The organism is Streptomyces sp. NPDC107559 (assembly GCF_055657365.1).
The window spans coordinates 233,848-258,629 of the sequence record NZ_JBVKBD010000009.1 but is presented as its reverse complement, the minus strand read 5'-3'; the positions used below and the strand labels follow the sequence as shown (position 1 = coordinate 258,629).

The following is a 24,782-nucleotide window of genomic DNA, read 5'->3' as shown; positions in this document are numbered from 1 at the left end:
GGGCGGCCCCGCGCCACTCCTCCCGGCGGCCGGCCCTCCGACCCCGGTAGCCCCGCACCCACCTCGGCAGATACGGTTCGTTACATGCCGGACTACCTGGACGACCTCCGCCTCGCCCACGTCCTCGCCGACGCGGCCGACGCCGTGACGATGGACCGCTTCAAGGCTCTCGACCTCAAGGTCGAGACGAAGCCGGACATGACTCCGGTGTCCGAGGCGGACAAGGCGGCCGAGGAACTCATCCGCGGCCAGCTCCAGCGCGCCCGCCCCCGCGACGCCGTCCTCGGCGAGGAGTACGGCATCGAGGGCACCGGCCCGCGCCGCTGGGTCATCGACCCGATCGACGGCACCAAGAACTACGTGCGCGGTGTCCCCGTCTGGGCCACCCTCATCTCCCTTATGGAGGCGGCGGAGGGCGGCTACCGGCCCGTCGTCGGCGTGGTCTCCGCACCGGCCCTGGGCCGCCGCTGGTGGGCCGCCAAGGGCCATGGCGCCTTCACCGGCCGCAGCCTGTCCTCGGCGTCGCGGCTGCACGTGTCGCAGGTCTCCGAGCTGGGCGACGCCTCCTTCGCGTACTCGTCGCTGAGCGGCTGGGAGGAGCAGGGCCGGCTGAACGGCTTCCTGGACCTCACCCGCGAGGTGTGGCGCACGCGCGCGTACGGCGACTTCTGGCCGTACATGATGGTCGCCGAGGGGTCGGTCGACCTGTGCGCGGAACCCGAGCTCTCCCTGTGGGACATGGCGGCCACCGCGATCGTGGTGACGGAGGCGGGCGGCACCTTCACCGGTCTCGACGGCCGGCCCGGCCCGCACAGCGGCAACGCGGCCGCGTCGAACGGGTTGCTGCACGACGAACTGCTGGGGTACCTCAACCAGCGCCACTGAACGGCACAGATGAGCGTGCGCGCCCTCAATTGGCCGCGCACGCCCCCTTGTTGACCTCTGCTTTACCTGTCACGCTGTGGACACCCCCCACTTGTGAACTTGTGCATCACCTTGGGCGCCTCAGGCGCCGGGCCCGAACCATCGGGGGTTTCCTAGGAGGTGGCTCCATCCCATGCTCGTCCGCGACGCCATGAGCACGGTGGTCCTCACCATCGGCCCCGACCACACCCTCCGCCAGGCTGCCGCCCTGATGTCCGCGCGCCGCGTCGGCGCCGCCCTGGTCCTCGATCCGGACGCCGGCGGCATCGGCATCCTCACCGAGCGCGACATCCTCAACTCCGTCGGCCTGGGCCAGAATCCGGACACCGAACGCACCCACGCCCACACCACCAACGACGTCGTGTTCGCCGCCCCGACCTGGACCCTGGAGGAGGCCGCGGGCGCCATGGCCCACGGGGGCTTCCGGCATCTGATCGTGCTCGACGGCGACGAGCCGGCCGGCATCGTCTCGGTCCGCGACGTCATCCGGTGCTGGGCTCCCGCCCGGCAGCCCGCACAGCACGTCCCCGCCTGAGCGCGGCGGCGGCACGCACTCTGCCGTACGGCAAAAACCGAGGGCCGGAACCCTTTCGGATTCCGGCCCTCGGCCTTCAGTAGCGGGGACAGGATTTGAACCTGCGACCTCTGGGTTATGAGCCCAGCGAGCTACCGAGCTGCTCCACCCCGCGTCGGTGAATGGAACACTACGTCAAGGGTGCGGACAGAAGCAAATCACTTGGCAATCCGCGCTACGGAGGGCGCCGGAGGCCCCCGGATCCAGGGGCGTGCGCGGGCCGGGCGGGCGGGCTCGCCGGTTCGTCGGCCGGGGTCAGGCCGACAGTTCCTGGCGCAACGCGTCCCGCAGCCGGGCCGCCCGCTCCGACACCTCCGTCGGCCCCAGGGAGACGGCCCGATCGGCCCACCGCTGCCCCTCGGCCAGTTCGCCACGACGCGCGTAGACCAGGGCGAGCCGGAGCGCCGCCCGTCCGTGCCCGGCGTCGGCGGCGCGGGTCCACCACACGGCCGCCTCGGGCTCGCTGCCCTCCCGGGCCAGCAGCAGCCCGAGATTGAACGCGCCGTTGCGCGACCCCGCCTCGGCGGCCGCCCGGTACCAGCGGGCCGCCTCCACCACATCGCCCCGGTCGGCCGCGAGCATCCCGACGCGCACCTGTGCCCGCCGGTGCCCCTGGGTGGCTGCCCGCTCGTACCACTCCTCGCACTCGGTCTTCTCGTGGACGTGCTCCCCGAGTTCGTGCGTGGACGGCGGGGGACGGCGCGCGTCCAGCACGGCGGCCAGCCGGTACGCGGCCTCCGCGCTGCCGCCGCCCGCGGCGCAGCGCAGATGCCGCTCCGCCTCCTGCTCGTCCCCGTCCCGCAGCCGGGCGATCCCGACCTGGAGCGCCGCCTCGGTGTGCCCGGCCGCCGCCGCCCGCTCGTACCACCGCAGCGCGGCCTCGTCCTCGCTCTCCGTGCCCCGCCCGGCGTACAGGATGCCCAGGTTGAACGCGGCGTCGACGCTCCCGGCCTCCGCCGCCTTGGAGAACCACGGCTCGGCGCCGGTCGTGTCGCCGCCCTGGAGCAGCAGGATCGCCAGCGCGTTCGCGGCCTCCCGGTGCCCGGCGTAGGCAGCGCGCCGGTACCACTGCTCGGCCTGCGCGGTCCGCCCCTGTTCGGCGCAGAGCAGGCCGAGGTTGTAGGCACCGTTGTCGTCGCCGGCGTCCATCGCGGCCCGGTACCAGCGCTCGGCGGTCTGGGTCTCACCGCGCTCGGCGTGCAGCGCGCCCAGCGCGTTCGCCGCGTTGCCGTCGCCGTCCTGGGCGGCCCGCAGCCACCACACGGCGGCGCTCTCGCTGTCCCCCGCGTCCCGCAGCAGGAAACCGAGAGCGCAGGCGGCCTGCGCCTCCCCGTCCTTGGCGGACGTCAGATACCAGCGGCCCGCCTCCTTGAGCTCACCGCGCTTCTCCAGGATCGCCCCGAGGTGCAGGGCGGCCCGGCGGTGGCCGCGCGCGGCCGCCTGCCGGTACCACTGCTCGGCCTCGACCTCGGCCTCGACCTCCGTCTCGGTCTCCGTCTCGGCCGGTACGACAGCGCCGTCACCGTCGGCCTCCCGCCCGTGCCGCCGGTCCAGTGCCCTGGCCAGCCGGTACGCCGCCTCGCGATGGCCCCGCTCGGCCGCCGCCCGCATCCACTGCTCGCCCCCACCGTCCCCACGGTGCTCCAGCAGGTCGGCGAGGGCGTACGCGCCGAGGACGTGTCCCTGCTCGGCGGACTGGCGCAGCCAGTACTCGGCGGCCGGCTCGTCCCCGCGCTCCCGGTGGTACCGGCCGAGGGCGTGGGCGGCCGCCGCGGATCCCGCGACGGCGGCGATCCGCCACCATCCCGCGGCGTCGTCGGCGTAGCCGCGCTGATAAAGAAGAACACCCAGGTTGTTGGCGGCGGCACGGTCGCCCGCGGTGGTGGCGCCGCGCAGATACGGCTCGGCGCCGTCGAGGTCGCCGCGGCGCAGCAGCATGGCCCCGAGCACGCTCATCGCCTCGACCTCGCCGGCCTCCACGGCGAGCCGCAGGCGCGCCTCTTCCGCGGCCTCGCCGGTCTCGTCCCGGTCGGAAGGCTGCACAAGGTCAGCCGGCTGCACAAAGTCAGCAGACTGCACAAACCGCCCTGTCTCCAACAGAGTTGCCTTGTCCCCCATAACGTCCATCGTCGCACCACCCGCAACCTGGGTACATCCGGTATACCGCAGTCAGTGAAGGTCACTTCAGCGTTTTGTCGACATGCCCACAGAGAGACAAGTCAAACACGGATCCCCCAACTCCCCCTGGCGGCGCGGCGGTCGCGGGGATCGGTACATGCGTTCGCACAGCGCGAAGGCCCGGATCCTTGGAGGATCCGGGCCTTCGCGATCAGTAGCGGGGACAGGATTTGAACCTGCGACCTCTGGGTTATGAGCCCAGCGAGCTACCGAGCTGCTCCACCCCGCGCCGTTGTTTCTCAACCGTATCACGGCGCGAGGGGAACTCTTCACTCATTTGCGGCTCAGTCGCAGCTCAGCCCCGCTCAGCCACCGCTCGGACCGGCGCTCGGGGTGGCGCTCGGCGCGGCACTCGGCGTGCCGCTCGGGCTGGCGCTCGGGCTCGGACTCGCGCCGGTACTGCCGCCGCTCCCACCGGTCCCGCCGGCCTTGGCCTGCGCTTCCTCGGCACGCCTCAGCGCGTCCTGGAGATCCTTCTGCGCCTCTCCGTACGCCTGCCAGTCACCCTTCTTCAGCGCCTCCTGGCCGGCGTCGAAGGCCTTCTGGGCGTCGCTCAGGGCCTCCTGGACGGTCGGGTTGGCGGACGGCGGCGGGTTGGTCGTGCCCTCGTCCGGCGGTGGCGTGGTCGAGGCCTCCGCCCCGAAGACCTTGTCGAGGGCCTGGTCGAGGGTGTCCTCGAACGCGGTGGCGCCTCCGTAGGTCACCAACACCTTGCGCAGCAGCGGGTACTTGAGTCCGCCACCGCGTACGTAGACCGGCTCCACGTAGAGCAGTCCGCCGTCCAGGGGCACGGTCAGCAGATTGCCGTACTCGACATCGGAGTCGCCGCCCTTCAGCAGCTTGATCGACGCGGCGATCTCCTGCTCGGAGTTGAACTGGCTCTGGACCTGTTTGGGTCCGTTGACCGTGGTGTTGGTCGGCAGTTTCAGGATTCTGATCTTGCCGTAGTCGGAGGTGCCCGGTTCCGAGTCGACCGCCATGAACGCGCTGAGGTTGTCACGGCCGTTGGGCGTGAACGTCGTCGTCAGCGAGAACGCCTGGTCCGCCTGGTCGGGCATCTTCATGCTCAGGTAGTACGGCGGCACCGCGTCGCCCGACTTGTTGGTCGGCTCGTCCGGCACCTGCCACACCTCGCTGCCGCTGAGGAACGTCTGCGCGTCCTTCACGTGGTAGCGGGTGAGCAGTTCGCGCTGGACCTTGAACAGGTCCTGCGGGTACCGCAGATGGTCCATCAGGGCGGCCGGGATGGCCGTCCTGGCCTTCACCGTGCCCGGGAACGCCTTCATCCAGGTCTTCAGGACCGGGTCCTCGGTGTCCCACTGGTAGAGCGTGACATCACCGGTGTACGCGTCGACGGTCGCCTTCACCGAGTTGCGGATGTAGTTGACCTGGTTCTGCTGGGCCACCACCGCACGCGAGTTGTTCGTCGCGGTCAGCGAGTCCGCCGTGGTGTCGCCGAGCGTCGTACGGGAGGCGTACGGATAGCCGTTGGTGGTGGTGTAGGCGTCCACGATCCACTGGATCTTGCCGTCCACGACCGCCGGGTAGGCGTCGCCGTCGATGGTCAGCCACGGGGCGACCGCCTCGACGCGCTCCTTGGGCGTGCGGTTGTACAGGATCCGCGAACCGTCGCCGATGGCGCCGGAGTACAGGATCTGCGGTTCCCCGAACGCGACCGCGTACGCGGCCCGGTTGACCGGGTTGGAGAGGCTGACCCCGCTGTCGCCCTGGTAACTGGTGGTCTTCTCACCGTTGTCGTCGGAGTAGTCGATCTCCTTCTGGGGACCGCCGACGATCGAGTAGGTGGTGGTCTTCTCGCCGTAGTAGACCCGCTGCTGGTACGTCCCGAGGTCGCCGGTGGACGGCAGGTCGGACTCGGTGAAGACCGGCCGGCCCTCGGAGTCCGCCTCCGTGCCCTTGGCGGCGACCACGCCGTAACCGTGGGTGTAGCGGAAGTGGTCGTTGATCCAGTTGTTCTTCGGAATGCCGTTGAGATTCAGCTCGCGCAGACCGAGGACGGTGTCCTGTTCCTTGCCGTCCTTGGTGTAGCGGTCGACGTCCAGGTTGGTCGGGAACGCGTAGTAGTTCCTGATCTGCTGGAGCTGCTGGAACGTGGGCGAGACGATGTTGGGGTCCATGATGCGGATGCTCGCCGTGTCGTCGACGTCGTCGCGCAGCTTGGTCTTGTCCGTGGTGCTGCTCTTGCCCGAGTACTCGGTGACCTGCGTGCCGTCGATGCCGTACGCGTCACGCGTCGCCTTGAGGTTCTTCTCGACGTACGGCGCTTCCTTGGCCTGCTCGTTCGGCTCGACCTGGAACTTCTGGACGATCGCCGGGTACAGGCCGCCGATGAGGATCGCGGAGAGCACCATCAGGCCGAAGCCGATCATGGGCAGCTGCCAGGTGCGCCGCCACAGGGTGGCGAAGAACAGCAGGGCGCAGATGACGGCGATGCAGAACAGGATCGTCTTGGCGGGCAGGTAGGCGTTCGCGTCGACGTACCTGAGACCCGTCCAGTTGTCGGTCGCCTTGAAGTCGCTGGACTTGACCGCGAGGCCGTACCGGTCGAGCCAGTACGCGACCGCCTTCAGGGCGACGAAGACGCCGAGGAGCACCGACAGGTGTCCGGTGGCCGCTGCCGTGGCCCGCGCACCCGGGCTGGTGATGCGCAGCCCGCCGTACAGGTAGTGGGTGAGCGCGGCGGCGATCAGGGACAGGATCGTGGCGGCGAAGCCGAAGCCGAGCAGGAAGCGGTACCAGGGCAGGTCGAAGGCGTAGAAGGAGACGTCGAGGTGGAACTGCGGGTCCTTCTGGTGGAAGGGCACGCCGTTGACCCACATCAGCCAGGTCCGCCACTGGCTCGACGCGGACGCGCCCGCCACGAGGCCGACCAGCGCGGTGATACCGAACAGCAGCCACTTCTTGTACGGCGCGATGCCCATCCGGTAGCGGTCGAGGTTCTGCTGCTCCATCGACATCGCGCTCAGCGGCGGGCGCATCCGGTGGGCGATCCAGATGTTGAACCCGACCGCGACGGCCATCAGCAGACCGAAGACGAAGAAGAGTCCGGTCTTGGTGAACAGCGTCGTCGTGAACACGGACGAGTACTTCACCGAGCGGTACCAGAGCCAGTTCGTCCAGAAGCCCGAGAACATGGTGAACGCCATGCCGAGAACGGCGAGGACGCCCAGCGTCATGAGCAGGGTCCGGACACGCCGGGACGGGCGGCCCACTCTGATCCGCGGCCCTGTCGGGCCTCCGCCGCGGTCCGGCATCTGGAAAGCCAAGGTGTGCACCTCGAAGTTCGCTGTCGATACGTCAGGGCCGCATTTTTGCGGGCCCTCTCCGGGGCCTCGCGATCGCAGACCCACACCTATGCAACTTACTCACGCTTTACTCGGTTCCCGATTCCGGCCAGGAACGAGGCAGGATTGTGACCATGTCCAACACTCCCATGGCGGCGAGCCCGCTCACCCGGGCCGTACTCGAGATCGACGAGTACGCCTCCGGCCTCGGCTGGGACCAGCCCGCCCGCCTCTTCGCCCTTGTCGACACCGCACGGCTGCGGGCTCAGGAACCCTCACTCGCGGCCCAGCTCGGTCTGGGTGAGGAAGCGGAGACCCCCACCGGTCTCACCCCGATCGAGCAGGACGAGATTGCAACGGACAAGGCGCTCGACGAGTTCCTTGCCACGATCGCCTGGCCCGACGCGGTGGTCGGCTGCGCGCTCACCGTGGAGCGTCTGATGCTGCCGCCGTCCGCCGAGGCGCAGGTCCCGCAGGGCCTGAGCGACGCGAAGCTGACGAAGTGGGTGTCCGAGCACCCGGAGCGCCAGGAGGTCCGCATGACGGTCGCGGTGCTGCGCGACGGCGCGCGCGAGTCGGCTGTGCGCCTGCGCGAGAAGGACTCCCCGACGGAGGTCCTCACGGGCGCCGACCTGGTCCCGGGGCTGGCGGAGGCCCTGACGGCGACGTTCGAGGACTGAGGCCGTCACGGACCGGCGGTTCGCGGTACGGCACCGGGGGCGCCCCTTTCGAGTGAGGGGCGCCCCCGGTGCCGTACGGAGTGCGGAGTCTCAGCCCTTGGTGGTGCACTTCGGCAGGTCGGCCGTGTTCCCCGAGCGGATGTCCTTGAGGGCGCCGAGGGCGTCGTCGATGGTCTTCACCTTGACCAGGCGCAGCCCCGAGGGGGTGTCCTTGGCGGCGGTCGCGCAGTTGTCGGCGGGCGTCAGGAAGTACTGGGCGCCCTTGTCGCGGGCGCCGACGGTCTTCATCTCGATGCCGCCGATGGGCCCGACCGTGCCGTCGTCCTCGATGGTCCCGGTGCCGGCCACGAACTTGCCGCCGGTCAGGCTGCCCGGGGTGAGTTTGTCGTAGATGCCGAGCGCGAACATCAGACCGGCGCTCGGGCCGCCGACGTCGGCGAGCTTGATGTCGATGGTGAACGGGAACGTGTGGTCGGTTCCGGCGCTGATCCCGACGATGGCCCGCTTCGGGTTGTTGTCGTCGGACGTGGTGGTGGTGATCGTGACCTTCTCGGTCGTGGTGGCCGTCCGGTTCTCCTTCTCGGCGGCGGCCTGCTCCTTGGCGGGCACGACCGTGAAGACGACGTCCTCGCCGGGCTTGTGCTTCGTCACGAGCTTCGCCACGTCGGTGGTCTCCTTGACCGCCGTGCCGTCGACCGCCTTGATCACGTCACCGGCGTGCAGCCGCCCCTCGGCCGGGGAGCCCTTGCCGACCGTCGCTACGATCACCCACGCCTTGACCGGAATGCCGAGCTCCTTCAGGGCGGCGACCTTGGCGCTCTCCTGGGACTGGCTGAACTCCTCGGCGTTCTCCTGGGTGGACTGCTCCTCGGTCTTGCCGTTCGGGTAGAGCGTGTCGTGCGGCACGATCTTGTTGTCGTGCGCCAGCCACCCGTAGACGGCCTCGACGAGGTTCATCCGGTAGTCGGCACTGGTGACCCGCACCGTGGTCATGTTCAGGTTGCCGCTGGTCGGATACGTCTTGTGCCCGGAGATCTGCAACACCGGCTCACCGCCGTGATCGCCGAGGGTGTTCACCGTCGGCCCCGGCGACAGCTCCGAGTACGGCACGGGGATGAACACTCCCGCGCACAGGAGCGCGATCAGCATCAGGGTGGAGGCGAGCATCGTCGCAGTGCGGCGTGGCATGAGTCGACAGTACGGGACGCGTCTGTCAGCGCACCGTCAGGGCCACCCTGTCAGGTACCGCCGGGCGCCACCCTCAGGTACCGCCGACCGTCACTGTCAGGTACCGCTGGGCGTCTTCTCCATCGCGTCCACCGCGTCCACCGCGCCGGCGTGCGCCTTCTCCGGCACGCCGGTGTGCGACTTCTCCATCGCGGCCCGGAATCGGGCATAACCGTCCAGTTCAGGACCGTCGCCGCGGGCCTTTCTCGTCCGGTTGGCCCAGGTGCCCCATAGGCCGGCTCCGACCGCAGCCACAAGCGGAATCAGCAACCAGGCGAGTGCCCCCATGCCGACCTCCCAACCCCTATCGAGCGATCGCAACTGACTGATCAGCAGATTAACCATTCGCACTGACAACGCTCACGCCAGGGGTCGGGTTACGCAACCGGACGGGTGATACGAAATTCAGCAGGCGCCGACCCATTCCTCGGTGCCGTCGGAGAACCTCTGGTGCTTCCAGATCGGCACCTCGTGCTTGAGATCGTCGATCAGCTTCCGGCAGGCCTCGAACGCCTCGCCCCGGTGCGGGCAGGAGACGGCGACGACGACGGCGAGGTCACCGATAGTCAGGTCCCCGACCCGGTGCACCGCGGCCAGCGCCCGTACGGGGTACTCGGCGACGACCTTCTCCGCGATCCGCCGCATCTCGGCCTCGGCACTGGGGTGGCACGAGTACCCGAGCCCGTCGACGTCGCTGCCGCCGTCGTGGTTGCGCACGGTCCCCACGAACAGCGCGGTCCCGCCCGCGGCGTCGTCCCCGACGGCCCGGAAGACCTCGTCCAGGCTGAGCGCGGTGTCGCGGACGGCGATCAGCTTGACGGGGTCCTGCGCCGCCCGCTCACCCGGATGATCGTTCGTGGCTGCCATACCCCCATCGTGCCGCACGCCCGGGACCACGGGGAACAGCGCTTCGGACCGCCCGGCCCGCGCGCCGCCTCGCCACGGGTCCGTGGCCCCCGGATCGGACCACGGATCGCGGACCACGCGCGGACACGGATCGCGGCCCACGCGCGGACATGCATCGCGGCCCACGGACCCCGAACGGCCGAACGTCGACCCGCGGGTCGTCAGATCCGCCGCCGCGCCTTGCGGGCCCGCCGCACGACGGCCGCCGCGCCGAGCAGCGCGACCGTCGCGCCCGCCGCGCCCGCGGCCGTGGCGTCCTTGCGGCCCAGCCGCCGCCCGGCCACCGTGTGCCTCCCGGAGACCTCCTCCAGCAGCTCCGCGAGCACCTCCTCGTTGGTCCATCGCGGCCGCCAGCCCGCGTCGTGCAGACGGCTCCCGCTGACCACCCAGGGGTACATCGTGTAGGCGAGGTCCCCCGCCGGGGACGGGGTGAGCCCGATCCGGTGCAGCCGGGCCGCCGCGCCGAGCGCGACCGCCGACGGCAGCTCCATCCGCCGGATCCCGCTCAGCTCCTCGACCTCCTCCTGTTCCAGCCATCCGTCGCAGCCCACGGCGAGCTCCCCGTCGACCTTCTCCAGGACGGCGTACTCCAGCGCGCTGCACAGGTCCTCGACGTGGCAGAACTGCCACGCGGGCCGCGACCCGGCGACGACGAGCAGCCGAGGCGACTCGAAGTACCTGGTCAGCGCGGTGTCCGTCTCGCCGACGAGTACCGCGGGCCGCACCACCGTGACGTTGAGCCCCGGATGCGCGCGCGGTGCGCGCCGGGCGAGCCGTTCGATCTCCAGCAGGTCGCCGACCCCCGTGGCCTCGGCGGTCGCGCGCAGCTCGGCGTCCTCCGACAGCGGCAGCTCGTTGTCCGGCAGCGCCCCGTAGACCATCGCGGACGTGCACAGCACCACGCGGTGCACGCCGGCCGCCGCGGCCGCGGTCAGCACGGTCTGCGTCCCCCGGACGTTGTAGGCGGTGCGCGCGGCCGCGTCGCTGCCCAGATCCAGGTCGAGGGCCAGGTGCACCACGGCGTCGGCGCCGCGCAGCTTGTCCGCGATCGCAGGGTCCCGCACGTCGAGGATCTGCCACTGCGCCTGGGCACACTCCCCCCGGCGCTCGTCGATCGCGATGACCTGCTTGATCTCCTCCGACGCGGCAAGCCGCGCGGTCAGCAGCGCGCCCACACCGGACGCGGCGCCGGTGACGGCGACGACGGGCCCGCGGGCGGTGGGCGGGCCCGAGTGGTTTCGCGCTGCGCGAACCTGCGGATCTGGGGAACTCACCAGGTGTCTCCAGCGGTTGTCTTCTGTACGGGCGCGAGCGACGCGTACGTACCAGGTGGCATCCATCCTGCCGCAGGCCCTCCGTCGGCGAAGCACCGAGGCCCGATCCGTCCGCGGTGTCTAGGCTGGGTGGTGTTGTCGGGCAGTCGTGCCGCCGGAAAGAACCGGTGGCCTTACCAGCCGAGGAATCCCGTGAGTGACACCCCATTCGGATTCGGCCTTCCGCCGGAGGAGCCGGAGAACGGCGACGAGGGCAAGAAGAAGGACCAGCAGAGCGGTGGTGGTCAGGGACCGGCCAACCCGTTCGGCTTCGGGCCCGGTGGCCCTGGCGGCCCCGGTGCGGACAATCCGCTCGCTGCCATGTTCGGTTCGCTGAGTCCCAACGACCTGGGCGCCGCGTTCCAGCAGCTGGGCCAGATGCTCTCGTACGAGGGCGGCCCGGTGAACTGGGACATGGCCAAGCAGATCGCCCGGCAGACGGTCGCCCAGGGCACCGCCGACGGCGTCAAGGACGCGAGTGTCGGTCCCTCGGAGCGGACCGCGGTCGAGGAGGCCGTACGCCTGGCCGACCTGTGGCTGGACGACGCCACGTCCCTGCCCTCCGGCGCCGCCTCCGCCGTGGCGTGGTCGCGCGCGGAGTGGGTCGAGGCGACCCTGCCCGCGTGGCAGGAGCTCGTCGACCCGGTGGCCGAGCGCGTCGGCACGGCCATGGGCGATGTCCTGCCGGAGGAGATGCAGGCCATGGCCGGCCCGCTGATCGGCATGATGCGCTCGATGGGCGGTGCCATGTTCGGCACCCAGATCGGGCAGGCCGTCGGCGTGCTCGCGGGCGAGGTCGTCGGTTCGTCCGACATCGGTCTGCCGCTCAGCCCGGCCGGCAAGGCCGCGCTGCTGCCGGTGAACATCGAGTCGTTCGGCAAGGACCTGGGCGTGCCGAAGGAGGAGGTGCGGCTGTACCTCGCCCTGCGCGAGGCCGCCCACCAGCGTCTGTTCGCCCACGTGCCGTGGCTGCGCTCGCACCTGTTCGGCGCGGTCGACGGGTACGCGCGCGGGATCAAGGTCGACACGGCCAAGCTGGAGGACGTGGTCGGCCAGTTCGACCCGCAGAACCCGGAGCAGCTTCAGGACGCCCTTCAGCAGGGCATGTTCCAGCCCGAGGACACGCCCGAGCAGAAGGCCGCCCTGGCCCGTCTGGAGACGGCTCTGGCGCTCGTGGAGGGCTGGGTGGACGCGGTGGTCCACGCGGCCGCGAAGCCGCGTCTGACGTCCGCCGACGCGCTGCGCGAGACTCTGCGCCGCCGTCGTGCCACCGGCGGTCCGGCCGAACAGACGTTCGCCACGCTGATCGGCCTCGAACTGCGTCCGCGCCGGCTGCGCGACGCCTCCCGGCTGTGGGCGTCCCTGACGGACGCGCGGGGCGTCGACGGCCGTGACGCCCTGTGGGCGCACCCGGACATGCTGCCGACGGCCACCGACCTGGACGACCCGGACGGCTTCGTGCACCGCGAGCACCTGGACTTCTCCGAGCTGGACAAGATGCTGGGCGAGGCGGCGAGCGGCCGCTCGGGTGACAGGCCCGACCTGAGGAAGGACCGCGCGGCGGAGGACGGCGACACCAAGGGCGGCGAGGCCGGGAGCGACGGAACCGAGGGCGACGGCACCGAGTGAGCCTGTACGAGAACGCGGTCCTGGTCCTGAAGGATCACACGGGCCGGGACGAGGGCCAGGAAGCGCTGCGCGCGGTCTACCTGGACCATCTGGCGGCGCACCCGGACGGCGTGTGGAAGGCCTGTCACGCGGGCCATGTCACCGCCAGCGCCCTGGTGATCGACCCCGAGCACGGCCGGGTCCTGCTGACCCTGCACAGGAAACTGCGCATGTGGCTCCAGACGGGCGGTCACTGCGAGCCGGGTGATGCCACCCTGGCGGACGCGGCACTGCGTGAGGCGGCCGAGGAGTCGGGCATCGCCGGGCTGACGCTGCTCGCGGGCGGGCCCGTGCGGCTGGACAAGCACCCGATCCCGGCGCCGTGTCACTGGCACTTCGACGTCCAGTACGCGGTCGTGGCGCCCCCGGGCGCGCAGGCCGCGATCAGCGACGAGTCGCTCGACGTGCGCTGGTTCGCCTACGACGAGGTGGCGGACGTGGCGGACGACTCCGTCGTACGGCTGCTGGAGGCGACCCGCGCCCGGCTGTGAACGGCCGAGGGGTGACCGGCGTCGCGGTCACCCCTCGTTCACACCTGCGGTCAGCTCCAGACGTTGCCCTGGTTCTGGGCCCGCGCGCCGTGCTGTCCCATGCCGAACTGGGCGGCCAGGCCCTGCCCGATCTGGGCGTTCTGCGGCGGCAGCAGCTCACTCGGCTGGACCAGCGCGAAGCCGGTGCCCATGAAGCTGAGCTCCCAGCCCTCGCCGGTGCTGCCCCGGCGCCGCCACACCCCGGACGAATGCGTCTGGGCCTGCATCTGCACCCGCAGACCGGTCGACCAGGCGACGATCGCGTCGGCGTCACAGTTGACGTACTTGTCGGGGGTGACCTGCATCATCAGCGGCGCGCCCGAGGTCATCAGGGCGACCTTGCCGCGGCCCGTGATGTTGAGCTGGTACTTCCCCGAGCCGGAGATGCCGTACAGGCTGTCCACGGCGATGACCTCGTGGTGCAGCGACGAGTCCATCGCGAGCACATAGCTGCTGTCGACGGTCAGCCCGTCCTGCTCCACATCCACCAGGTGGACGTGCTGGGCGAGGTTGGCGAAGAACACCGTGCCCTGCCCGTGGCAGCGCATCAGGTCCAGGCCCTCACCGGTGTAGGCGCGCGAGCGTGACTGGTGGTTGCTCTGGTACTCGGCGTCGAACTCGACGAGTCCCTGGTAGGCGACCATCGTGCCCTTGCGGGCCAGGATGTCGTCGTGGCCCTCCAGGACGACACGCAGCATCTGCTTGCTCTGCAGGCTCCAGCGTTCCTGGGTCTGCTGGTCGTTGAAGGCGAAAAGCGGGCTCTGCATGGTGACTCTGGCTCCCCCTCAGCCCCGGAACCGCAGGCGGTCGGTGCTGTCCTCGCTGGGCTGGACGACGACGATGCCCTGGCCGGAGAAGGCCATCTGGTACGCCTCGCCGCTACCGCGGCCGATCAGTGACTGCGCCTTGAAGCTGCGCTTGCCCTTCACCTTGAGGTTCGGGGACCAGGCGACGAGCGCGTCGGGGTCGACGTACGTCTCGTCCTCGCCGCCGCCGCAGTCCACGACGATCGGCTTGCCCCGGGAGGTCAGCGCGACCCAGCCCTGCCCGGAGATCTTGGTGTTCCACAGGCCCTGCCCGGCGAACTTCGCCAGCCCCTTCACCCGTTCGACGCCCCACGTCAGATGGGCGTCGAAGGCGAGCAGGTTGGTGGCGTTGACGGAGATGCCGTCGCCGTTGAGGTTGATCACGACGACGTCCGCGCCGTAGTCGGCGAGGTAGAGCAGTCCGTCGCCGGAGGCCTTCATCAAGGGCGCGCCCTCGCCGGTCATCCAGTCGCGGGCGATCTGGCGCACGGCCGGCGGGTTGGGCTCGTACTGGACGAAGCCTTCGTAGGCGACCATCGACCCCACGCGCGCGAGAAGGTCGTTCCCGGTCTGCATGGCGACCTTCAGCATGTGGTTGCCGTGGTTCTCCATGCGGGCCGTGACGGGTGCGGGGGCATAGCCCGCGAGCGGCTGGTTCATGACGGGCTCCCTCAGACCTCGTACGGCTGGACGACGATGAAGTTGCCGGGAGCACCCCGGAACTGGAGGTTGACGCTCTCACCGGTGTCGCCCGGGTAGGCGTTGCGGCGCATCCGGACCTGGCTGGAGACGATCACCTGGGAGGCCGCCGACCAGGCGACCACCGCGTTGCAGTCGGCGAACGTGGTGGGGGTGACGGGCAGCACGACGGGCGTGCCGTGCGTCTTGACGACGATCGTGCCGGTGCCCTGGAACTGCATCGTGAACAGGGCTCCGCCGGGGATGCCGTGTCCCTCGATGCGGCGGACCTCGTACTGGAGGCTCTCGTCGAAGGCGAGGACGTTCTCGGCGGAGACGCAGATCGCGTCGCCCTGGAGCTCGACCGGGTGCAGATGGGTGGCGCTCTCGGCGAGAAACACCTGTCCCTGGCCGGTGCAGCGCATCAGCTGCATCTCCTGACCGGTCGCGTTGCCCACGATCCGGCCGGCGAACCCGGCGCCCTTGTAGCTGAAGTCGACCTTGCCCTGGTAGAGCACCATGCTGCCCTGGCGCGCCAGCACGGGCTGGCCGCCGACACCGAGGTCGACGCGGATGAGCTTCTTGTTCTGCTGGGTCCAGCGCTGCCCGGTGGGCGTCTCCTTGAACTGCTGGAGCGCGGACGTCACGCCGGCGCCGCCCTGGGGCGCGCCCTGCGGCATCCCGTAGGGGGCTGCCTGCTGGCCCGGGACCTGTCCGAACGGCGGCTGCTGGCCGTACCCGGGGGGCGCGGGCGGCTGCCCGTAGCCGGGCGGCGGACCCTGCGGGGCGTGCGGCTGCGCGTAGCCGGGAGGCATGGGCGCGCTCGGGGCCTGCTGCCCGTACGACGGCTGCGGCGGCTGGCCGTAGGGGGCCGGCGCGGGCGACGGGGGCGGTACGGTGCCGCCGCCGGGCGGGGCCAGCGGCGCGATGAGGGTCGGCGCGCCGTGCACCGAGGGTGCGGGCGCCGGGTGCGGCGGGGTGGCGCCGGGCGGCGGCGGGAAGCCCTGCGCGACGGTCGGAGAGGGCTGCGGGGCCGGCGCGGGGGCCGCGGGAGCCGCGGGAGCACCGAACGCGGGCGGGGCGAAGCCCGGAGCGGCACCGGTCTGCGGCTGCTGGGCCTGCTGCGGCGCCGCGGGCGCCTCCTCCTGCATGACCTCACCGCCGAAGTTCTTCAGCAGCGCCTCCAGGCCGCCGTCGAAGCCCTGCCCCACGGCCGCGAACCGCCAGACGTCCTTCAGGTAGAAGTCGCCCAGCATCACGGCGCGCTCGGTGGAGAACTCGGAGCCGCTGAAGGAGTACCGCGCCACCTCCTCGCCGCCGGCGACGATCCGGATGTAGCCGGGGCCGACCTGCGACATCTGCCCGGCGCCGTCGACGGTGGCCGTGAAGGACAGCTTCTGGATCTGCGCCGGGATCCGGTCGAGCGTGACCCGGAAGGACTCCGTGTCGCCCGCCTGCGCGCCCAGGAGCTGAATGGCCTCCTCGGGGGACTTCGGCTGGTTGAAGAAGATGAAGTACCGGTCGTCCGAGAGCCGTTCGTCCGCGTCGAGGCCGAAGCAGCTGATGTCGAAGCCCAGTCCCGGGCCGGTGATCTGCACGCCTACGTACAGATCCGTGCCTGCCGTGAGGTCACTGATCTTGGCCTTGTGGCCGCGTTGGAATTCCCTGGCCATGCGTAACGACCGTCCCCCATCCCGAATGCGAGTGCGTCGCGCCAGGCTAACCGCAAACTCCGACAACGCGGGCGGTCGGTACCGTCCCGGTACACAACCAGTGCTCAGCCCCGACGGACGCGCCGCCGCGGCGCGGCGTCACTCACTGCGCGCACCGGGCAAATGGGGCAGCCGGTCGGCGGCGACCACTCCTTCCAGATAGCCCCGCGCCCGCTCGGTGCGCGGGTACGCCTCCAGCAGTCGCCAGAAGCGCGGCCCGTGACCGGGCACGAGCAGATGCGCCAGCTCGTGCAGGAGCACGTAGTCGAGGACGTACTCGGGCATGCCCTGGAGCCGGTGCGACAGCCGGATGCTGCCCTCGGCCGGGGTGCACGAGCCCCAGCGCGTGTTCTGGTTGGTGACCCAGCGCACCGAGGCGGGCCGGGCGCGTCCGCCGAAGTACTGGTCCGACAGCCGTTCGGCGCGCTCGGCCAGTTCGGCGTCACCGAGCACCCGCTTGCTCTCCTGGGCCGCGAGCTTGTCGAGCATGACGGTCACCCAGCGCTGCTCCTCCGCCTCGGACATCCGGGCGGGGATGAGTACGACGGTGCGATCGCCCTCGCGGTAGGCGGAGACCGTCCTGCGGCGACGGGAGCTCCTGCGCACCTCGATCGCGCTCGCCACCGAGCCGCTCGGCGGCTGGTTCGTCGTGCTGCGCTGTGGAGTTCCGGCACTGTGCAGTGGGTCGGCGGGCACGCCCCGACGTTACCCGCTGCACATGGGGGAAGTCCCGACTCCGGGACGGTCGGGTTTCCGATCTCCCGCCAAGCGTCCGATTCATACGACGAACATCCCCTGCCTGTGGACAACTTTCGGCACCGTCCGGCCGGGCCGGGCATCCTGGCATTCGCCGGCGGAGCATGGACCGGACTCCACCGGCCAAGAGGGACGATCCATAACGTTCCGTGACGTCCCTCTCGTTCCTGCGACTTCATCTCGGCTACGGGGGCCTGTCATGCATCCGATGGTGAAACCCGCGCTGCGGCGCGGCTGGCGCGACCTCAACACCGTGCAGTTCGGGATGACTCCCGCGCACGCGCTGACGCTCGGCCCCGTGGACACGGCGACCGGCAGCTTCCTCGATCTGCTCAACGGCACCCGCGGCCTCGCGCTGCTTCGCCAGGAGGGCCGCCGTATGGACATGCCCGACGGGCATGTCGACACGCTGGTCACCCGGCTGGCACGGGCCGGACTCCTCGACGACGCCAGAGGCGGCGGGCCGCCCGCCGAGGCGTTGCGGGGCAGGAAGGAGGCCCTGGCCCGGCTGGGCCCCGATCTGGCCTCGCTGTCCCTGACGACCTCCGGGCCGGGCGACGCGATGGACCGGCTGGCCGCCCGCCGTAGCCTGCGGGTCCAGGTCAGGGGCGCCGGGCGGGTCGGCGCCCTGCTGGCTGCGCTGCTCTCGGGCGCGGGCGTCGGCGAGGTCGACGTACGCGACGACGGCCGCGTCGAGCCGGGCGACGTGTCACCGGGCGGGCTGCCCGCCGAGGCCGTCGGGGAGCGCCGGGACGCGGCGGCCCGTCGCGCCGCCCGCCGGGCCGCCCCGGAACGCCCACCCCGGCGTGCCGTCGGCGCACCCGGGGGCGGGCAGCCGCGCGGGGCCGCGGTCGCTCCCGGGGGCGCGGGCGAGCCGGGGTTCTCCCTGGTGGTCCTCGCACCGCGGGACGACGTGGCCGTCCACGCCCCCGCCCCGTCCGTCGCCGAACCCCTCATCGCCTCCGGCACACCCCATCTGCACGCCGGAGTCGTGGAGGCGACCGGTGTCGTGGGCCCCTTGGTCCTGCCCGGTGAGACGGGCTGCGCCGGCTGTCTGCACGAGGGGCGCCGGGAACGGGATCCGGTCTGGCCCCGCCTGGTGGCCCAGTGGCAGTCCGGAAGGCCGCGCCCTGTACGCGCGTGCGACCTGACGCTGGCCACGACCGTCGCCGGACTGGCGGCGGCGCACGCACTGGCGTTCCTGGACGGCGGGCTCCCCTCCACCGCGGGGACCCGCTGGGAGACTTCGCTGCCCACGCTCCAGTGGCTTGCACGGCCGGTCCGGGCGCATCCCGCCTGTCCGTGCGGGGCGGCGGAGAAAGGTAAGGGAGAACACACCTCCATGGACGGGGAGTCGCGCGAGACAATGGCCGGGCTACGGTCGCCGACGAAGCCATGCCGTACCGCAGGCACACCGCGACCGGCTGGGACTTGGAGGGCGCATGTCTGATCTTCCCCGCAAGGCGGTCACCCGGACCGCCAAGCTCGCCGCGCTCCCGCTCGGCTTCGCCGGGAGAGCCACGTGGGGGCTCGGGAAAAGGATCGTGGGCGAGTCCGCCGAGCTCGTCGGCCGCGAGCTCCAACAGCGCACGGCGGAGCAGCTGTTCAAGGTTCTCGGTGAGCTGAAAGGCGGGGCGATGAAGTTCGGGCAGGCCCTGTCCGTCTTCGAGTCGGCGCTGCCCGAGGAGGTCGCCGGCCCCTACCGGGCCGCGCTGACCAAGCTTCAGGAGGCGGCACCACCGATGCCCACGCGGACCATGCACACCGTGCTGCGGGAGCGGCTCGGGGAGGACTGGCCCAGTCTGTTCAGGGAGTTCGAGGACAAGCCGTCCGCGGCGGCCTCCATCGGCCAGGTGCACCGGGCGGTGTGGCACGACGGCCGCGAGGTCGCGGTCAAGGTGCAGTACCCCGGAGCGGGCGAGGCCCTGCTCTCCGACCTGAATCAACTCAGCAGGTTCGCCCGCTTGTTGGGACCTCTCATTCCGGGGATGGACATCAAGCCGCTGATCGCCGAGCTCCGGGACCGGGTCTCCGAGGAGCTCGACTACGAGCTGGAGGCGCAGGCCCAGCGGGTGCACGCGCAGGAGTTCGCGAACGACCCGGACGTGGTGGTACCGGCCGTGGTCCACCAGAGCGACCAGGTCCTGGTCTCCGAGTGGATCGACGGTGTCCCGCTGTCCGAGGTGATCGCCGACGGCACCCGGGCCCAGCGGGACCGCGCCGGGCAGCTGCTGGCCCGCTTCCTCTTCTCCGGGCCGGCCCGCACCGGGCTGCTGCACGCCGACCCGCACCCGGGGAACTTCCGTCTGCTGCCCGGCGACTCCGACGACGACTGGCGTCTGGGCGTACTGGACTTCGGCACGGTCGACCGGCTCCCGGGCGGACTGCCGACACCCATCGGCCACTCGCTGCGGATGACCCTCGAAGGCCGGGCCGACGCCGTGTACGAACTCCTGTGCGCGGAAGGGTTCGTCAAGGACTCCATGGAGCTGGACCCCGACGCGGTCCTCGACTATCTCCTGCCCATCATCGAGCCGGCCCGGATCGAGGCGTTCACCTTCACCCGCGGCTGGATGCGCGGCCAGGCGGCCCGCGTCGCCGACCCCCGCTCGCCCGCCTACCAGCTCGGCAAGCGGCTCAACCTTCCCCCGTCCTATCTGCTGATACACCGGGTGACCCTGAGCACCATCGGTGTCCTGTGCCAACTGGGCTCGACCGTGCGTCTGCGCGGGGAACTGGAGGAGTGGCTCCCGGGATTCCTGCCGGACCTGGCGGAGGCCGAGGAGTCGGCCGCGGAGGCCTGAGTCCGGGGGCGACGCGCTCCGTCACCACCAGGCGGAGTCCAGCCGCCCCTCGATCGCTCTGAGGTTGTCGCGGGAGCAGGTGTCGCAGAAGTACCGCCGGCGGCCGTTCTCCACGGAGCAGGTCCAGGTGGGCCGCGGGCCCTCGGCCCGTCTGCCGCAGCGGGTGCATTCGAGGGGGCGCGACTCCGGCTCGGAGTCGCGGTCGTCACTGCCTCCGGGAAGACTCGTCACTCTTCGACGATATCCCCGGGGCCGGTGGATCAAGGCTCACAACGCACCGCGGGGGCCGGTCCGTTCCCACGGACCGGCCCCCGCCCGGGACCAGGCTCCCCGGGTGCCGGGGTGCCTGGTCCTCAGATGTGGTCGGTGGTCACTGCATGACCGCCATGGCGAGCGCACGGCGGGCGCGCATCGAGGCGCGCTCGGCCCTGCGCTGCATCCGGCGGGCGGTCACCAGGCGCATGGCCCGGCGTTCCTGCTCCGCCTCGTGCAGGCGGTCGTGCATATGCGCACGAGCCAAGGCTTCTGGGATGAGTTGCATCTCTCGGGTCCTGTTCTGACGCGAGCCGGTCGCGCCGCTGGTGGTGAAGTCTGGAGTCGCGGAGCCGGTGGGCTCGCTGGCGGACGTCTTCATCGGGGCCTGCTTCTGGGGGTCGTTCGTGAGGGGACGGTCGATGGTTCCTGCGATGTTCATGCCGTGACCGGGTTCTTGCGCGGGCGGCCACGCGGCCGCTTCCGGGCGACGACGACACCCTGGACGAACAGCTCGCCGCCCCAGACGCCCCAGGGCTCACGCCGCTCCTGGGCGCCGGCGAGGCAGGCCTCGATCAGCGGGCAGGTGCGGCACAGGGACTTGGCGTACTCCACGTCCGCCGGGGACTCGGCGAAGAAGACCTCCGGGTCGTAGGAGCGGCAGGGGACGGGCACGCCGAGGCTCTCGATGGCGTCGTCGAGCGCGGTGAGCGCAGTGAGCGGGGTGAGCGGGGTCAAGGTGGGGTCCTCCGTGAGGCCGGGCTTGGGGATCGCTTCGGAAGGCGGTACGGACGGGGCGTGCGCTTCGAGTTGCACGGCGGGTTTTCCTCGTCTGGTCGGTCCGGCTCTGTTGAACCGGCTGTCGGCGTGGTACCGGGTTCTTTTCTCTTGTCCCGAGGCCCCTTCGCTCCGTCGTCCCCGTTCGGGGACAAACAGAAGGGCCGCGGATCCCGGATGGGGTTCCGCGGCCCTGAAGGCGCCGGCCTGATCGACGATCAGGCTGGATCACTCCAGGGTTCTGGCCCACGGAAGGCCCACATCAGGTGGTGGTGCGTCGTCTGCTTCCGGATTCCGGCACCGGTCGCCGTAAAGGCATAGGCCTTGGCCTGTGCCACTACTGCTGCTTCCAGTGCCTCGATCGGTCGCTCGCTGCGTTCCCGGACGGGAAGTCCCGCGAGGGACAGCGAGGTGGCCGGACGCTCGACACGAATGCCGGACGCACCGGTGCCCAGGTTGGAGACGCCGAGCACGCATGCGGAGACGACCGAGGGATCGGTCATTTTCACGGTGCTGGTGGAGCTGGTGTAGATGCTGATCACTGGAATCGCCTCCTCTCGGCGTCTTGGGGGACCGGGGTGTGAGCCCAGTCCGACGGATATGTAAGTACAGCACGGAATCGGGGCCTTCGAGAAGGCCTCCGTCCCCGTGCCTAAGAACCTATGGGGATTGCTGGGGCGTGCGCAAACTATTTTTTCGACGAGTTCGCATCAGTCCCCGCCGGTGTCCGCACCGGGCTCCCGGCCTGCGCAGATGGCCAGGACATCGGCCCCGTAGCGGTTGAGCTTGCGGGTCCCCACGCCCGGGATCCGCGCGAGGTCGCCCGGTTCGTCGGGGGCGGCCTCGGCGATCGCCATCAGCGTCTTGTCCGTGAAGACACAGAACGCCGGTTGTCCGCTGCTGCTCGCCTGCACCCCACGCCACTCGCGCAGTCGCTCGTAGAGGCCCTCGTCCATGTCGGACGGACAGTCCTCACAGCGCATCAGCTTCATCTCGCCGGCGTCGGTGAGGGTGCGCCCGCAGACCCGGCAGCGGGCCGGAGTGCGCTGCGTCCGGCGCGGGACGGCGGTCTGTCCCCCGCCGGTGAAGCCGCGTTCGATGCCGCCTGCGCCGCCCTGCCCGGCACGTCCGGCCGTGCTGCCCGAACCGGGGCGCAGCCCGTCGAGGAACCGGCTGGGCCTGCGGCCGGCCCGTCCGCCCGGGGAGCGCGACAGCGACCAGGAGACGTGCAGATGCTCGCGGGCGCGGGTGACACCGACGTAGAGCAGGCGGCGCTCCTCCTCGATCTGCTCGTCGGTCCTGGCGTAGGTGATCGGCATCATGCCCTCGGCGACACCGACCAGGAAGACGACATCCCACTCGAGGCCCTTGGCCGAGTGCAGGGAGGCGAGGGTGACGCCCTGCACGGTGGGGGCGTGCTGGGCGTTCGCCCGTTCGTCGAGCTCGGCGACGAGGTCGCTCAGGGTGGCGCCGGGCTTGGCGACGGCGAAGTCCTGGGCGAGGTTCACCAGGGCGGCCAGCGACTCCCAGCGTTCCCGGACGGCGCCGGAGCCGGCCGGGGGCCGCACGGTCCAGCCCTCGCCGGACAGCACGGCACGCACCTGGGACGGCAGGTCGACGGCGTCGTCGAGGAGGGAGTCGTTGCCGCCGAAGCGGGCCGCGCCGCGCAGGGCGACGCCCGCCTTGCGGACCTCGGGACGGTCGAAGAACCGCTCGGCGCCGCGCAGCTGGTAGGGCACGCCGGCATCGGCGAGGGCCTGCTCGTACGTCTCCGACTGGGAGTTGGTGCGGAAGAGGACGGCGATCTCGCCGGCCGGGACGCCGGCGCCGATGAGGTCGCGGATGCGGCGGGCGGCGCCCTCGGCCTCGGCGGGCTCGTCGGTGTACTCGGAGTAGAGGGGCTCCGGTCCGGGGGCGCGCTGGGAGACCAGTTCGAGGCGGTGGTCGGCGGCGCGGCCGCGGGCCTGGGCGAGCAGGCCGTTGGCGAGGTGGACGACCTGGGGGGTGGAGCGGTAGTCGCGCACCAGTTTCACGACGGTGGCGCCGGGGTGGTGGGTGCGGAAGTCCAGCAGGTGGTCGGGGGTCGCCCCGGTGAAGGAGTAGATCGTCTGGCTGGCGTCGCCGACCACGCAGAGGTTGTCGCGGTCGCCGAGCCACAGCTCCAGCAGACGCTGCTGGAGGGGGCTGACGTCCTGGTACTCGTCCACGACGAAGTGCTGGTACTGGGACCGGACCTGCTCGGCGATGTCGCGGCGGTCCTGGAGGACGGCGACGGTCAGCAGCAGGACGTCCTCGAAGTCGATGACGCCGCGGTCACGCTTGAGGTCCTCGTAGGCGGCGTAGAGCTGGGCGATCTCGGCGGGGGCGCGGGGCGCCTCGCGGCCGGCCCTGGCAGCGGCCGCCGCGTAGTCGGCGGGGACGGTCTGGGTGACCTTGGCCCACTCGATCTCGGCGGTGGTGTCGCGCAGCTCGCCCCGGTCCAGACGGATGCGGCAGGCGGCTGCCGCGTCGGCGACGAGCTGGACCTTGCGGTCGACCAGCCGGGGCATGGAGCCACCGATCGCTTTCGGCCAGAAGTACTGGAGCTGACGCAGGGCGGCGGAGTGGAAGGTGCGGGCCTGGACCCCGGCGGCACCGAGCTGGCGCAGCCGGCCGCGCATCTCTCCGGCGGCCCGGTTGGTGAAGGTGACGGCGAGCACGCTGGAGGGCTGGAGGATGCCCGCCCGGACACCGTAGGCGATGCGGTGGGTGATGGCCCGGGTCTTGCCGGTGCCCGCGCCTGCCAGCACGCACACCGGTCCGTGCAGGGCGGTCGCGACCTCGCGCTGCTCGGGGTCGAGCCCGTCGAGCACCGCGTCGGCCGAGTCCGGTACCTGCGGGAAGAGTGTGGAGTGCGTTGCTGGTGTCACATGGCCATGCTGCCAGGTCGCCCGGGACGGGTGCGCCGGTTGTCCACAGGCGGGCCCTCGCAGTCGTACCAATGCGGCAGGTATCACGTCCTCGTCGGCCGCCGAGCGGGAATGGTGACCTCTTCACGTACGTTCACCCCCTGCGATCACCCGTCCACCGAACGCCGAAGGAGCACGAGAGACATGCCGGGCACTGTGACGATGTACAGCACCACGTGGTGCGGCTACTGCACGCGGCTGAAGAGCCAGCTGGACCGTGAGGGCATCACGTACAACGAGATCAACATCGAGCACGACCCGGACTCCGCGGCATTCGTGGAGAAGGCGAATGGCGGAAACCAGACGGTCCCGACCGTCCTGGTGGTGCCCGCCACGGGTGGCACCGAGGTCGTCATGACGAACCCGAGCCTCGCCCAGGTCAAGCAGGCGCTCGGCGCCTGACCCGCGCACGACACGACCCCCGACGCGCCTTCGCGGCCGGTCGGGGGTTCCGTGTGTTCCGCGTGCCTCTCGCCCGCTCCGGACGCCTGCGCGCCGCCCGGTTGTCAGACCCTCCGTCTACCGTGCGGGGCATGGACATGAACGACCCGCAGGACGTGGCCGCAGCGTTCGCCGCCCAGATGCTCGGCTTCACGATCAGCGAGGAGCCGCCCCCGCCGGACACCCCGCTGGGCCGGGTGCGCGCCTTCGTCGCCGAGCACGGCCAGGACGCGCTCAGGGACGAACACATCCGGGCCGCGATCGAGGGGCGCCCCCTGCTCCCCTGAGAGGGGCGCCCCCTGC

General features: G+C 71.1%; 24 protein-coding genes and 2 tRNA genes. 9 read left to right on the top strand and 17 right to left on the bottom strand.

The annotated features are described in order from the left end of the window. Positions 1 to 84: 84 nt before the first annotated feature. Entirely contained in the window at positions 85 to 885 is an 801-nt protein-coding gene (gene hisN, locus ACZ7OY_RS26405) for a histidinol-phosphatase (protein ID WP_471913649.1), read from the top strand. 172 nt (positions 886 to 1,057) lie between these two features. Continuing rightward, entirely contained in the window at positions 1,058 to 1,459 is a 402-nt protein-coding gene (locus tag ACZ7OY_RS26400) for a CBS domain-containing protein (protein WP_351609874.1), read from the top strand. An 80-nt stretch (positions 1,460 to 1,539) separates the two neighbouring features. Here the strand turns inward: ACZ7OY_RS26400 and ACZ7OY_RS26395 are convergent. The 4 genes from ACZ7OY_RS26395 to ACZ7OY_RS26380 form a co-directional block, all read right to left on the bottom strand. After that, positions 1,540 to 1,613, bottom strand: a tRNA-Met gene (locus tag ACZ7OY_RS26395). Between the two features lie 140 nt (positions 1,614 to 1,753). Next, a complete protein-coding gene (locus ACZ7OY_RS26390; RefSeq protein WP_471913648.1) occupies positions 1,754 to 3,625 on the bottom strand; it encodes a tetratricopeptide repeat protein in 1,872 nt (623 codons plus the stop codon). Between the two features lie 206 nt (positions 3,626 to 3,831). After that, a tRNA-Met gene (locus ACZ7OY_RS26385) sits at positions 3,832 to 3,905 on the bottom strand. A 76-nt stretch (positions 3,906 to 3,981) separates the two neighbouring features. Beyond that, complete coding sequence (locus tag ACZ7OY_RS26380) at positions 3,982 to 6,951, bottom strand: UPF0182 family membrane protein (protein WP_471913752.1); 2,970 nt, start codon at positions 6,949 to 6,951, stop codon at positions 3,982 to 3,984. Positions 6,952 to 7,115: 164 nt separating this feature from the next. Between ACZ7OY_RS26380 and ACZ7OY_RS26375 the strand changes: the two genes are divergently transcribed. Further along, positions 7,116 to 7,661: a PPA1309 family protein gene (locus tag ACZ7OY_RS26375; protein ID WP_471913647.1), complete on the top strand. Its 546-nt coding sequence runs from the start codon at positions 7,116 to 7,118 to the stop codon at positions 7,659 to 7,661. 90 nt (positions 7,662 to 7,751) lie between these two features. On the opposite strand, the gene ACZ7OY_RS26370 is transcribed toward ACZ7OY_RS26375, so the two are convergent. The 4 genes from ACZ7OY_RS26370 to ACZ7OY_RS26355 all read right to left on the bottom strand — a co-directional run bounded on the left by ACZ7OY_RS26370 (position 7,752) and on the right by ACZ7OY_RS26355 (position 11,068). Next, positions 7,752 to 8,849 carry a YlbL family protein gene (locus tag ACZ7OY_RS26370; protein ID WP_471913646.1) on the bottom strand — a complete coding sequence of 366 codons (1,098 nt, stop codon included), beginning with the start codon at positions 8,847 to 8,849 and terminating at the stop codon, positions 7,752 to 7,754. A gap of 96 nt (positions 8,850 to 8,945) precedes the next feature. Beyond that, positions 8,946 to 9,176 carry a hypothetical protein gene (locus tag ACZ7OY_RS26365; protein ID WP_471913754.1) on the bottom strand — a complete coding sequence of 77 codons (231 nt, stop codon included), beginning with the start codon at positions 9,174 to 9,176 and terminating at the stop codon, positions 8,946 to 8,948. A gap of 117 nt (positions 9,177 to 9,293) precedes the next feature. Next, the gene (locus ACZ7OY_RS26360; protein ID WP_471913645.1) at positions 9,294 to 9,755 is read right to left on the bottom strand and encodes a molybdenum cofactor biosynthesis protein MoaE; all 462 of its coding nucleotides are present in this window, start codon (positions 9,753 to 9,755) and stop codon (positions 9,294 to 9,296) included. Between the two features lie 200 nt (positions 9,756 to 9,955). Then, positions 9,956 to 11,068: an SDR family oxidoreductase gene (locus tag ACZ7OY_RS26355; RefSeq protein WP_351618776.1), complete on the bottom strand. Its 1,113-nt coding sequence runs from the start codon at positions 11,066 to 11,068 to the stop codon at positions 9,956 to 9,958. Between the two features lie 192 nt (positions 11,069 to 11,260). Between ACZ7OY_RS26355 and ACZ7OY_RS26350 the strand changes: the two genes are divergently transcribed. Together ACZ7OY_RS26350 and ACZ7OY_RS26345 are read left to right on the top strand one after the other, a co-directional pair. Continuing rightward, positions 11,261 to 12,736 (top strand): zinc-dependent metalloprotease, encoded by a 1,476-nt coding sequence (locus ACZ7OY_RS26350; RefSeq protein WP_471913644.1) that lies wholly within the window; start codon positions 11,261 to 11,263, stop codon positions 12,734 to 12,736. After that, positions 12,733 to 13,266 carry an NUDIX hydrolase gene (locus ACZ7OY_RS26345; protein WP_471913643.1) on the top strand — a complete coding sequence of 178 codons (534 nt, stop codon included), beginning with the start codon at positions 12,733 to 12,735 and terminating at the stop codon, positions 13,264 to 13,266. The genes ACZ7OY_RS26350 and ACZ7OY_RS26345 overlap by 4 nt, the downstream gene beginning before the upstream one ends. A gap of 50 nt (positions 13,267 to 13,316) precedes the next feature. Here ACZ7OY_RS26345 and ACZ7OY_RS26340 read toward each other — a convergent pair whose 3' ends face one another. From ACZ7OY_RS26340 to ACZ7OY_RS26325, 4 genes are all read right to left on the bottom strand, one after another. Further along, positions 13,317 to 14,072 carry an AIM24 family protein gene (locus tag ACZ7OY_RS26340; protein WP_471913642.1) on the bottom strand — a complete coding sequence of 252 codons (756 nt, stop codon included), beginning with the start codon at positions 14,070 to 14,072 and terminating at the stop codon, positions 13,317 to 13,319. Positions 14,073 to 14,090: 18 nt separating this feature from the next. Next, the gene (locus tag ACZ7OY_RS26335) at positions 14,091 to 14,771 is read right to left on the bottom strand and encodes an AIM24 family protein (protein ID WP_351618787.1); all 681 of its coding nucleotides are present in this window, start codon (positions 14,769 to 14,771) and stop codon (positions 14,091 to 14,093) included. 11 nt (positions 14,772 to 14,782) lie between these two features. Beyond that, complete coding sequence (locus ACZ7OY_RS26330) at positions 14,783 to 16,462, bottom strand: TerD family protein (protein WP_471913641.1); 1,680 nt, start codon at positions 16,460 to 16,462, stop codon at positions 14,783 to 14,785. Positions 16,463 to 16,600: 138 nt separating this feature from the next. After that, positions 16,601 to 17,197: a M48 metallopeptidase family protein gene (locus ACZ7OY_RS26325; RefSeq protein ID WP_471913640.1), complete on the bottom strand. Its 597-nt coding sequence runs from the start codon at positions 17,195 to 17,197 to the stop codon at positions 16,601 to 16,603. A 259-nt stretch (positions 17,198 to 17,456) separates the two neighbouring features. Between ACZ7OY_RS26325 and ACZ7OY_RS26320 the strand changes: the two genes are divergently transcribed. Continuing rightward, on the top strand, positions 17,457 to 18,707 hold the full coding sequence (locus ACZ7OY_RS26320) for a TOMM precursor leader peptide-binding protein (protein WP_471913639.1): 1,251 nt from the start codon (positions 17,457 to 17,459) through the stop codon (positions 18,705 to 18,707). After that, positions 18,700 to 20,061 carry an ABC1 kinase family protein gene (locus ACZ7OY_RS26315; protein ID WP_471913638.1) on the top strand — a complete coding sequence of 454 codons (1,362 nt, stop codon included), beginning with the start codon at positions 18,700 to 18,702 and terminating at the stop codon, positions 20,059 to 20,061. The genes ACZ7OY_RS26320 and ACZ7OY_RS26315 overlap by 8 nt, the downstream gene beginning before the upstream one ends. 21 nt (positions 20,062 to 20,082) lie before the next feature. Here ACZ7OY_RS26315 and ACZ7OY_RS26310 read toward each other — a convergent pair whose 3' ends face one another. The 5 genes from ACZ7OY_RS26310 to ACZ7OY_RS26290 form a co-directional block, all read right to left on the bottom strand. Next, positions 20,083 to 20,292: a hypothetical protein gene (locus ACZ7OY_RS26310; protein ID WP_471913637.1), complete on the bottom strand. Its 210-nt coding sequence runs from the start codon at positions 20,290 to 20,292 to the stop codon at positions 20,083 to 20,085. A gap of 139 nt (positions 20,293 to 20,431) precedes the next feature. Then, complete coding sequence (locus ACZ7OY_RS26305; RefSeq protein ID WP_384727545.1) at positions 20,432 to 20,755, bottom strand: hypothetical protein; 324 nt, start codon at positions 20,753 to 20,755, stop codon at positions 20,432 to 20,434. After that, positions 20,752 to 21,129 carry a WhiB family transcriptional regulator gene (locus tag ACZ7OY_RS26300; RefSeq protein WP_351607831.1) on the bottom strand — a complete coding sequence of 126 codons (378 nt, stop codon included), beginning with the start codon at positions 21,127 to 21,129 and terminating at the stop codon, positions 20,752 to 20,754. The genes ACZ7OY_RS26305 and ACZ7OY_RS26300 overlap by 4 nt, the downstream gene beginning before the upstream one ends. A 179-nt stretch (positions 21,130 to 21,308) precedes the next feature. Then, entirely contained in the window at positions 21,309 to 21,632 is a 324-nt protein-coding gene (locus ACZ7OY_RS26295) for a hypothetical protein (protein ID WP_471913636.1), read from the bottom strand. A 168-nt stretch (positions 21,633 to 21,800) separates the two neighbouring features. Continuing rightward, the gene (locus tag ACZ7OY_RS26290) at positions 21,801 to 23,999 is read right to left on the bottom strand and encodes an ATP-dependent DNA helicase UvrD2 (RefSeq protein ID WP_471913635.1); all 2,199 of its coding nucleotides are present in this window, start codon (positions 23,997 to 23,999) and stop codon (positions 21,801 to 21,803) included. A 183-nt stretch (positions 24,000 to 24,182) separates the two neighbouring features. Here ACZ7OY_RS26290 and ACZ7OY_RS26285 point away from each other — a divergent pair, with 183 nt between their 5' ends. Further along, positions 24,183 to 24,440, top strand: a complete 258-nt coding sequence (locus ACZ7OY_RS26285) for a glutaredoxin family protein (RefSeq protein WP_152891521.1) — start codon at positions 24,183 to 24,185, stop codon at positions 24,438 to 24,440. Positions 24,441 to 24,571: 131 nt separating this feature from the next. Further along, positions 24,572 to 24,766 carry a hypothetical protein gene (locus ACZ7OY_RS26280; protein ID WP_471913634.1) on the top strand — a complete coding sequence of 65 codons (195 nt, stop codon included), beginning with the start codon at positions 24,572 to 24,574 and terminating at the stop codon, positions 24,764 to 24,766. Positions 24,767 to 24,782 lie beyond the last annotated feature (16 nt).